This is a genomic window from Mesorhizobium sp. M7A.F.Ca.MR.148.00.0.0, from assembly GCF_003997735.1.
Lineage (GTDB): Bacteria > Pseudomonadota > Alphaproteobacteria > Rhizobiales > Rhizobiaceae > Mesorhizobium.
Genome location: NZ_RZTB01000330.1, coordinates 1 through 308, shown reverse-complemented (window position 1 = coordinate 308; position 308 = coordinate 1). Strand labels below are relative to the sequence as shown.

The following is a 308-nucleotide window of genomic DNA, read 5'->3' as shown; positions in this document are numbered from 1 at the left end:
GTTGGCAGACATTCCAGATTTTGAGGATTGGCAAACCCACGCCGATCCTCGCTTGCCGCCGGCCTGTCACCATCTCGTCCTTGAAGGCGGCACGCCAGACGACTCGCCGTTCCCGACGCACCGCAATCATCCCACCTGGCATCTGCCGACGGCAGGACAGCCGTTCACGATCGGCGGTGAGGGAAGGGGCCTGTGTCCGGCTTGCGGCAGGCGGCTGGTCCATCTCGTCACCCTGAACGAGTTCGGCGCCGGGATAATGCCGCCCTTTCCCCGGCTGCGCATCGAGACCTGCGACGGCTCGCTGGAAC

The 308-nt window shown here is 65.3% G+C and carries 1 protein-coding gene; it reads left to right on the top strand.

The genetic code is table 11. The features are described 5' to 3' along the window. Positions 1-52: 52 nt before the first annotated feature. Positions 53-308, top strand: a 256-nt coding sequence (locus EOB49_RS37120; protein WP_206526197.1) for a hypothetical protein, incomplete at its 3' end; no start/stop codon positions are given.